The sequence below is a fragment of the Dietzia sp. DQ12-76 genome (genome assembly GCF_014145045.1).
In the GTDB taxonomy this organism is placed as follows: domain Bacteria; phylum Actinomycetota; class Actinomycetes; order Mycobacteriales; family Mycobacteriaceae; genus Dietzia.
On the sequence record NZ_JAALDV010000271.1, the window covers coordinates 6,842 to 15,153 of the forward strand.

Sequence of the window (8,312 nt, forward strand, 5' to 3'; positions counted from 1 at the left end):
GGCCGCGCGGTGCGGACCACGATCGTCGTGGTGGCCATCCTGAACTTCTTCGTCGGACTCGCCCTCTGGGGCACCACCACGACTGTGAGGGTGGCGGGATGAACGAATTGTCAGCCGTGTCCAAGCGACTGCTCGCGGCGCTGTTCATCGTGATCGTGCTGGTCTTCGTGGGGACCACCATCGCGATCTACAACCGAGCCTTCACCGCCTCGGACAGCGTCACCATGTACACCGACGACATGGCGTTCGCGTTGCCCAACGACGCCGACGTCAAGGCACGGGGGGTCCTGGTCGGGCGGGTGTCCGGCGTCGAGCCCGAGGGTCAGCGCGTCCGCGTGAACATGGAGTTCGACCCCGCGTTCGTCGACCAGCTCCCGGCCAACATCAGTGGTCGTCTGCTGCCCAAGACGCTCTTCGGCGAGAGGTACGTCGCCCTCGGATTCCCCGAGCAGCCCGTCGGGACGATCGAACCGGGTGCCACCATCGAGCAGGACACCCGCGGGAACGCGATCGAGCTCGGCCGCGTCCTCGACGGATTGCTTCCGGTGCTGGAGGCGGTCCCCCCGGAGAAGCTGGCCGGAACGCTCGGCGCGATCAACCAGGCGCTCGCGGGCCGTGGCGACGAGATCGGCGCCGGATTCGTGGAGATCGGGCGGGTCTTCGACGGCATCTCCGAGGAGATGCCCGCGTTGGAGTCCGGTCTCGAGGATCTCGCGACCTTCTCCCAGACCTATTCCGAGGCGCTGCCCGACCTCATCCACGCTCTCGACGCGCTGCGCACCACCGGGGACACGGTGATCCAGCGCCGCACCGACATCGCGGACGGCCTGCAGCGGATCAGTTCCTCGGCCGACGTCCTCACCGGATTCCTCGCCGACAACCGCTCCGATCTCATCGCCCTCGCGATCGACTCACGGACGTCCCTGGAGTACCTGGCCGAGTACTCACCGGCTCTGCCGTGCACCGTGGACAACTTCATGACCGCGCTCGACCGCTCCGACGCGATCCTCGGGGTGGGAACCCCGAACCCGGGTATCCGGGTGACGATCGAGGTCGTCAACCCCAAGGGACGCTACGTGCCCAATCAGGACGAACCCCGGTTCTTCGACACACGGGGCCCGAGGTGTTACGACCCGGCCGTGGAGCCGCAGATCTTCGGCGGAGCACCCGGTGGCGCCATCGCGGACGGGTCCTATCAGACGCCCACCAGGAACCCCGGGCCGGAATTCATCCCGACGCTGCCCAACCCGCTCGACCAGGACGGCCCGGTGCCCGCCCTGCGGACCCGCGGATCCGTGCCGGCGGCACCGGGACGCGCAGTCCCCGAGCAGCCCAACCTCCCGTTCCCCTCGACCGTCACCGCCGGTCGGGACCGTGACGTCATGGCGTTGGCCTATGCGGGCTCCCCGCTGGAGACCGACACCGTGCGCACCGTGTACGGCGTCGCCACCGATCGCGACGCGGCGGACATCCCCGCGTGGATCGGCGGGATCGGGGCGCCGGCTCTCCGTGGGACGGAGGTGAGCTTCCGATGAACGCCAAAGTCAAAGCTCTGTTCCGCGGTGGGCTCCTCGGCTCGTTCATCAAGCTCGCCGTGTTCATCGTCGTCACCGTCATGCTCAGCACGGTGCTGGCCACGACCATCCGCGGCGGCACGCGGGAGGACGGGACCCAGTACTCGGCCGTCTTCTCCGACGTGACCATGCTGGAGAAGGGCGACGACGTCCGGATCGCCGGGGTCGTGGTGGGCCACGTGAACGACTTCGAGGTCCACGACCGCGACCAGGCCCTGGTGCACTTCACCCTGTCCGGTGACCGCACCCTCCCTGCGGACGCGCACCTCACGCTCCGCTTCCGGAACATGATCGGCCAGCGGTACATGAACATCTCCCGGGAACCCGGGCCGGCTCAGCCGGAGCTACCCGAGGGCACCGTGATCGGCATCGAGAACACCTCGCCCGCGGTCGACCTCACGGCGCTGTTCAACGGCTTCCGCCCCCTGTTCACGACCCTGCAGCCCGAGGACGTCAACGCGCTGGCGGACTCCCTGATCCGGGTCCTCCAGGGCGAAGGCGGGACGGTGACCAGTCTGGTCCGTCAGACCGGCGAACTGACCAACCACCTGGCCGATCGCGACCAGGTGATCGGGGAGGTCATCGACAACCTCACCCGGGTCCTGCAGACCATCAACGAACGCGACGTGCAGTTCCAGCAGCTCGTGGTGACCACGAGGCAACTGGTCGAGGGACTCGCGCAGGAACGCGATGCGATCGGCAGCTCACTGGACTCGATCGCCGACCTGACGTCCTCGGCCGAGAACGTGGTCACCGCGACCCGGCCGGCCGTCGACGAATCGCTCGACCACCTGAAGCTGATCAGCGACAACATCAACGCCAACCAGGGGACGCTGAGCGAGGTCCTGGAGAACCTGCCGGTCAACACCGACAACCTCATCCGGATGGGGTCGTTCGGGTCCTGGTTCCAGTTCTATCTGTGCGGACTCGACGTGGTCAGCGGACCGGGCAACAACGTGCCCAACCTGCTGCCCAGCGGCGGACCCGTCGTCAACCACACGGTGTACACGAACGTCGCGCCACGGTGCCACGAGGGGGGGATCCCATGAGCAAGCGGACGCCGGGTCAACCCCGGGTCGGGAACGCGACCATCGGAGTGATCGGGGTCGTGGTGATCCTGGTGCTCACGGCCGGGTCGTTCATGCTCGACTCCCTGCCGATCGTCGGGGCGGGACCGAAGTACGAGGCGTACTTCTCGGAGGCGGCTGGTCTCACGGACGGCAACGAGGTCCGCGTGGCCGGTGTCAAGGTGGGCGTGGTGACCGACGTCGAGCTCGACGGGGACAAGGTCGTCGTGGGATTCCGGGCCAAGGACGCCTGGCTCGGGGACGACACCCGCGCCAGCATCCAGATCAAGACGGTGCTCGGCCAGAAGTACCTGGCGCTGGTCCCTGCGGGCACCGGTGAGCTGGACCGCTCGGAGCCGATCCCCCTGGAGCGCACCACCGCCCCCTACGACGTGGTGACGGCCTTCTCCTCCGCTGCCGAGACGTTGGAGCAGATCGACGACGCCGCGCTCGCCGAGAGTCTGGATACACTCACCGACGCCATGCAGGCCTCGCCCGAGGAGTTCCGCGGCGCGGTCGACGGCGTGGCGCGACTGTCCCAGACCATCTCGACCCGCGACGCGGAGCTGCGTCAACTGCTCGAGGCCACCAGGACGAGCTCGGAGATCCTGGCGGAGCGGAACGACGACTTCCGCCGACTGATCATCGGCACCGGGCAGTTGCTGGGCGAGCTCAACGAGCGTGCCGAGACCCTCAAGCTCGTCCTCGCCTCCACCCGGGGATTGTCGGCGGAGCTCCGTCTCCTCGTCGCGGACACCGAGGCGGAGTTCGGCCCGACCCTGGACAGCCTGGATTCCGCGTTGTCGGTCCTCACCGACCACGAGGAGGACCTCAAGAAGTCCATCCACAACCTCGCGCCGTTCTATCGCCTCTACGCCAACATGCTGGGCACCGGCAGGTGGTTCGACTCGGTGGTCACCAATCTCATCCCGCCGGGCATCCCCGAGCCGCCCTTCTATCCCGGTGCCCGTGCGCCGGCCCGACAGAGTGGGATCAACTGATGCACAAGAAGCTGCCGTACTGGTTGGTCGCGCTGCTCCTCGTCGTCGTCGTGGCGATCGTCACCGTGACCTACCTGACCGTCACCCGGATGGGCCGGACCGTCATCACCGCGACGTTCCCGTCGGCGGTGGGCATCTCCCAGGGCACCGACGTCCGGATCCTCGGGGTGACGGTCGGTTCGGTCGAAGAGGTCGTCCCGATGGGTGACACGGTGGAGGTCACGCTCTACGTCCGTCGCGGAATCGACGTCCCCGTCGACGCCAAGGCGGTGCAGGTGACCCCGTCGGTCATCCCGGACCGCACCATCCAGCTCATGCCCGCCTACTCCGGTGGGCCCACGATGGAGTCCGGGGCACACATCCCGTTGGAACGGACCGCGACCCCCGTCGAGGTGGACAAGCTCTACGCCTCGGTCCAGGACCTCACGGAGGCGCTGGGGCCGGACGGCGCGAACAGGGACGGCGCCGTCGACAGATTCGTCACCCGGTCCGCCGAGACCCTCGGCGGCAACGGCGCCGCCCTGGGGCGGTCGATCGACGAGCTGTCCCGTGCGGCCACGACCCTGGCCGACTCCAGTCAGGACATCAGCGAGACCGTGGTCAACCTCCAGTCCTTCGTCACGATGCTCGCGCAGAACGACGCGCAGGTCAGGCAGTTCAACACCCAGATGGCATCGTTCAACCAGACGGTGGCGGGCCAACGGGAGGACCTCCAGGGTGCGCTGGCCGAGCTCAGCTATGCGCTCGCCGACGTGGCGCGGCTGGTGCGGGACAACCAGGACTCCATCCGCTCCAACGCGGACCGGCTGGCCACGCTGAGCCAGATCACCGCCGACCAGCGCGGCGACATCGAGGAGATCCTCAAGACGGCCCCGCTGGCCCTGGCCAACCTCATCGGTGCCTACGACTCGGAGTCGGGGACCCTCTCGATGCGGCCGAACATCCCGGAGAAGCAGAACCCGGCCGGGGTGCTGTGCCAGATCATGACGCTGGGCCGCCTCAACCCCGGGGACGAGATGCTCCGCGAACTCGACAACCTCCGCCGCGCGGACATCCAGGCCTGCGAGGCGCTGGCACCCGAGCGGAACCGCGAGCTCAGGGCCTCCAACCCCGACCTCCCCCTCGGGATCCTCGCGGGTGAGATGAAGCAGTCCATCCCGGTGCCCGGGACCGTCGAGGGCAACCGCGGATGGCCCATGACCCCCGCTTCCGAAGGAGGACGGTGATGAGTCGACACCGGTTCGGAATCGGTGGCACCGCGGTCCGTGCCGTGGGCGCGTCCGCCGTCGTGGCGGCCCTCGCGGCCGGGTGCTCGACCGACCTCCAGGACTACACGCTCCCGGGCGGCGCCGACGTCGGTGACGACCCGATGACCGTCTCCATCCAGTTCGACGACGTACTGGACCTGGTCCTGCAGTCCTCGGTCAAGGTCAACGGCCTGGACGCCGGTCGTGTCTCGGGTGTCTCTTTGGCCGAGGACGGGTGGACGGCGCAGGTGGACGTGGTCCTCCGGGACGATCTCGGACTGCCCGCCAACGTCGAGGCCTCGATCCAGCAGACCAACCTGCTGGGGGAGAAGTTCGTCCAACTCACCCCTCCCGAGGACGAGGAACCGTCCGGGCAACTGACCGACGGCGCGGTGATCCGGACCTCCGACACGCGGACCGCCACCGACATCGAGCAGGTGCTCGGCGCGCTCTCACTGTTGCTCAACGGCGGGGGAGTGGACCAGATCCAGCCCATCGTGGCCGAGCTGCGCTCACTGACCGACGGTCGCGAGGAGGGGCTCACCCAGACGCTGCGCTCCGCGGACGAGCTCATCGCCGGGCTCAACCGGCAGCGCGACAGCATCACCGCCGCGCTCGAGGGCGTCAACCTCATGACGGCACGGGCGAACGACCAGCGGCAGCAGATCCAGGCGGCCCTCGACGAGCTGCCGGCCGGCGTCGCGGTGCTCGAGGAGCAGCGTCCCCAGTTCGTGGAGATGCTGCGCCGCGTCGATGCGCTGGGCGAGGTGGGATCGGACATCCTGCTGACCAGCAGGGAGGACCTCATCGCCGACCTGAGGGCGTTGAGGCCGGTACTCCAGTATCTGGGGGAGTCCACGCCCGAGCTCATCGACCTGACCGGCTTCGTCCCCACCTTCCCGTTCCCGGACGCCTCCATCACGTCGACCGTCGGCGGGTCGGCCAACGTCTTCCTCTCGGTCGACGCCACGATCTCCGAGACGTTGCGCAACCTCGGTGCCAACCAGGGCGACCCCGTTCCCGTCCGGCCCACCACGACCAGGGGGCCGTACAACGTGGACCCGGGTAACCCCTGGGTCGGCGGTAACGGTCCTGATCGCCGCACCACCATCGTCCTGCCACTGCTACCGGTCCCGCCGATCATGGACCGGGCGGTCGTGCCCAGGCCCGCACCGGGTACCTCGGAGTTCTCCGAGACGTACCTTCCAGAACCAGGGGAGCCCGGATACCAATGAGCAGAACGCTGAGAACCCAGCTCATCGTCTTCGGCCTCATCGCCGCCCTGGGCATCAGTTACGTGGGCGCCAACTATGTCCGTCTGCCCTCGCTGTTCGGCATCGGCCAGTACAAGGTGTACCTGGACCTGCCCGACACCGGCGGGGTCTTCACCAACGCCGCCGTCAACTACCGGGGTACCCCGGTCGGACGGGTCGGCGAGCTCACGCTGACGGACGACGGGGTGCGGGTCGAGCTGGACATGGACTCCAGCGCCCCCGAGGTCCCCGCGGACACCGTGGCCGTGGTGGCAAACCGTTCGGCGATCGGCGAGCAGTACGTCGACCTGCGGCCCAACACGTTCTCGGAGCCCTACCTCGAGGACGGGGACGTGATCTCCGCCGGTACCGAGGCGCTGCCGGTCCGCGTGGAGGACCTGCTGGCGTCGGTCGACGAGCTGTCACGGTCGGTCCCGCTCGACGACCTCGAGGTGACCGTCGACGAACTCGGCAGGGCGTTCCAGGGCCGGGGGCCGCAGCTGCAGCGCCTCTCGGATTCACTGATCCGCATCGCGGATTCCGGTATCCGCACGATGCCCCAGCTCCAGACCCTCATCCGGGACGGCGCCACGGTGCTCGACACGCAGGCCGACCAGTCCACGGAGATCGTCAGCTTCTCCCGCGACCTGCGGACCGTCACCGAGGCGCTGCGTGACTCCGACTCGGATCTCGAGAGGCTCATCGACACCGGGCCGGAGTTCGCGGACGAGATGCGGTTCCTCGTGGAGAACTCGGGTGAGCCGCTCACGCGGACCTTCGGCAACCTGTCGACCACCATGAAGACGGTCGACCCGCTCGCCCCGTCCTTCGTCGTGTTGCTCCAGCTGCTGCCCGCCCTGAGCGCCGGAGGCCTGTCGGTGGCCCCGGGAGACGGCACCATCCACTTCGGTCTGGTCCTGGAGATGGACAACCCCACCCCGTGCACCCAGGGTTACGAGGGCACGTGGGACATCATCAACGAGATCAAGGCGCAGGACCCGTCGTTCGACCCCCAGGAACAGAACTTCCCGCCCAACTACGAGGCGCGCTGCACCGTGCCCTTCGGCAGCCCCACCGCGGTCCGCGGTGCGGATCGCGTCGAGTACGCGAGCCCGGAGGTGCCCCAGCCCTGGGACACCAAGCCCAAGGTCGACCCCGACCGGCTCAACCTGTCCGTGGCCGCCGAGCAGCTCGCGGTGCTCCAGGGACTGATCCCCCGGTGACCGCGGGACCGGGCGGCGGCCCGGTGCCCGGGGGTTCCGGTAGCGTCACGCCCATGAGTGCGCAGAACACCGATGGTCGCGCGGACGGCCGCACCGACGGCGTCGGGGAGGTGCGGAGCGTCCCGACGTGGCTGGTGGTCGTCTCGGTGCTCGTCCTCGTCGCGGGCCTGGCGACCCTGGCCGTGTCCGGGGTCCGCTACGCCGAGGCCCGGTCCGCGCAGAACGTCGCGACCGAGCGGGACGCCGTCTCCGAGGTGGCCTCGCAGGTGATCATCAACGCGTTCAGCTTCGATCACCGGAACGTCGACGACTCGCTCCGGATGCTCGCGGAGGCCTCGACGGGGGACTTCCTCGTGGAGCAGGAGCAGTGGTCGGAGGATGTGCGTACCCGGGTGATCGAACAGAAGGCGGTCACCACGGCAACCGTCTCGCACACCGCTGTGGAGGAACTGGACCTGGACGAGGGGACCGCCGCCGTCCTGGTGGTCTTCACCGCCCATTCGGAGCGTGAGGGCCAGGAGGACATCACCGGTCGTCAGGCGATGCGGGTGGACCTGACCCGGGTCGACGACGAGTGGAAGGCCAATGCGGTCAACCAGGTGGGTGTGACGGTGCCGGTCGGGTCGTCCAGCCAGTCGGTGCAGGGACTCGAGGTGCCCGACGCCGGTGACGAGGACGCCACCGGAGACGACTCCGCCGAGGAGGACTCGGCCGACTCCGGGGCGCAGGAGGGGACGACCACCGCGCCGACCACCTCCGCCGGCCGATGAGACACCTCCGCCGGTCGATGAGAAAGGACGGGAACGGCTGATGCCACCCATCAAGAGGACCCCGAAGTCCGGGGGCCAACCGGCACGTCGTCGCCTGGCCGGCCACACCGGGCCGACCCGCGCCGGGGTCGGCTCCGGCGCCGAGCAGGACCACCACGGGGACGTGTCGCCCGACCA

The 8,312-nt window shown here is 68.8% G+C and carries 7 protein-coding genes and 1 pseudogene; all 8 read left to right on the forward strand.

The annotated features are described in order from the left end of the window. Positions 1-102: pseudogene (locus G6019_RS17305) on the forward strand (ABC transporter permease); the annotation flags it as partial. Next, positions 99-1,535: an MCE family protein gene (locus G6019_RS10010; RefSeq protein WP_182612569.1), complete on the forward strand. Its 1,437-nt coding sequence runs from the start codon at positions 99-101 to the stop codon at positions 1,533-1,535. The pseudogene G6019_RS17305 and the gene G6019_RS10010, both read left to right, overlap by 4 nt. Then, positions 1,532-2,623: an MCE family protein gene (locus tag G6019_RS10015; protein ID WP_107757105.1), complete on the forward strand. Its 1,092-nt coding sequence runs from the start codon at positions 1,532-1,534 to the stop codon at positions 2,621-2,623. The genes G6019_RS10010 and G6019_RS10015 overlap by 4 nt, the downstream gene beginning before the upstream one ends. Next, positions 2,620-3,642, forward strand: coding sequence for an MCE family protein (locus G6019_RS10020; protein ID WP_017838135.1), 1,023 nt, complete (start codon positions 2,620-2,622; stop codon positions 3,640-3,642). Before G6019_RS10015 ends, G6019_RS10020 begins: the two co-directional genes overlap by 4 nt. Then, a complete protein-coding gene (locus G6019_RS10025) occupies positions 3,642-4,868 on the forward strand; it encodes an MCE family protein (RefSeq protein ID WP_182612571.1) in 1,227 nt (408 codons plus the stop codon). The genes G6019_RS10020 and G6019_RS10025 overlap by 1 nt, the downstream gene beginning before the upstream one ends. Continuing rightward, positions 4,868-6,124: an MCE family protein gene (locus G6019_RS10030; RefSeq protein ID WP_107757102.1), complete on the forward strand. Its 1,257-nt coding sequence runs from the start codon at positions 4,868-4,870 to the stop codon at positions 6,122-6,124. The genes G6019_RS10025 and G6019_RS10030 overlap by 1 nt, the downstream gene beginning before the upstream one ends. After that, on the forward strand, positions 6,121-7,365 hold the full coding sequence (locus tag G6019_RS10035) for an MCE family protein (RefSeq protein WP_107757101.1): 1,245 nt from the start codon (positions 6,121-6,123) through the stop codon (positions 7,363-7,365). The genes G6019_RS10030 and G6019_RS10035 overlap by 4 nt, the downstream gene beginning before the upstream one ends. A 53-nt stretch (positions 7,366-7,418) precedes the next feature. After that, positions 7,419-8,135: a hypothetical protein gene (locus G6019_RS10040; protein WP_194305623.1), complete on the forward strand. Its 717-nt coding sequence runs from the start codon at positions 7,419-7,421 to the stop codon at positions 8,133-8,135. The last annotated feature ends 177 nt before the right edge of the window (positions 8,136-8,312 follow it).

Coding starts and splice junctions, on each gene's coding strand:
- G6019_RS10010 (WP_182612569.1), top strand. CDS start 99: ATGAACGAATTGTCAGCCGTGTCCAAGCGACTGCTCGCGGCGCTGTTC.
- G6019_RS10015 (WP_107757105.1), top strand. CDS start 1,532: ATGAACGCCAAAGTCAAAGCTCTGTTCCGCGGTGGGCTCCTCGGCTCG.
- G6019_RS10020 (WP_017838135.1), top strand. CDS start 2,620: ATGAGCAAGCGGACGCCGGGTCAACCCCGGGTCGGGAACGCGACCATC.
- G6019_RS10025 (WP_182612571.1), top strand. CDS start 3,642: ATGCACAAGAAGCTGCCGTACTGGTTGGTCGCGCTGCTCCTCGTCGTC.
- G6019_RS10030 (WP_107757102.1), top strand. CDS start 4,868: ATGAGTCGACACCGGTTCGGAATCGGTGGCACCGCGGTCCGTGCCGTG.
- G6019_RS10035 (WP_107757101.1), top strand. CDS start 6,121: ATGAGCAGAACGCTGAGAACCCAGCTCATCGTCTTCGGCCTCATCGCC.
- G6019_RS10040 (WP_194305623.1), top strand. CDS start 7,419: ATGAGTGCGCAGAACACCGATGGTCGCGCGGACGGCCGCACCGACGGC.